This window comes from Vibrio sp. 704, assembly GCF_033339295.1.
Genome location: NZ_JAWOUH010000817.1, coordinates 1 through 564 on the forward strand (window position 1 = coordinate 1; position 564 = coordinate 564).

The 564-nt window shown below is 46.3% G+C and carries 2 protein-coding genes; both read left to right on the top strand.

Annotated features, from left to right (window positions below; translation table 11 throughout):
* On the top strand, positions 1 to 354 hold a 354-nt coding region (locus R7R24_RS29300), incomplete at its 5' end, for an L-serine ammonia-lyase, iron-sulfur-dependent, subunit alpha (RefSeq protein ID WP_318120535.1).
* On the top strand, positions 284 to 564 hold a 281-nt coding region (locus R7R24_RS29305; protein ID WP_318120536.1), incomplete at its 3' end, for a PAS domain-containing protein. The genes R7R24_RS29300 and R7R24_RS29305, both read left to right, overlap by 71 nt.

Consider the following 564-nt stretch of genomic DNA (forward strand, 5'->3'; position numbering starts at 1 on the left):
TACCCACCGTTATCCGCATTTTGTGGCAACACTGTAACCAGTGCGGCGGCATCTATGGCGCTGGTGTATTTAGCTGGTGGTACATTCGAGCAATCATGCTACGCCATTCAAAACGTCATCAGCGATAGTTCAGGTATGGTGTGCGATGGTGCGAAGTCCTCTTGTGCGATGAAAGTGTGTACTTCGTCGACAACGGCGGTGCGCTCATATTTGATGGCGATGGGTAACCACAGTGTTAAGAATCAAGGTATAGTAGGCGAAGAAGTTGAGCAAACGATAAGAAATGTTGGCTCAATGGTTCGTTTCGGTATGCCGTATACTGACAAATCTATTATCGATATTATGTCGGCCTAACCTCCAGTTTTTGCTAAGGGAAGTAACATTGCTACTAAAGAAACTCACCAAGAGTGATCTCGATATTTTGAACTCTATGAAAAACGTCGTGGATGGCATTGCACGTATGTATGGTGAACACACTGAAGTGGTTCTCCACAGCTTAGATGCCGAAGCGCCGGAAATCATCAAAATCGCAAATGGGCACGTGACGGACCGCACTGAAGGTGA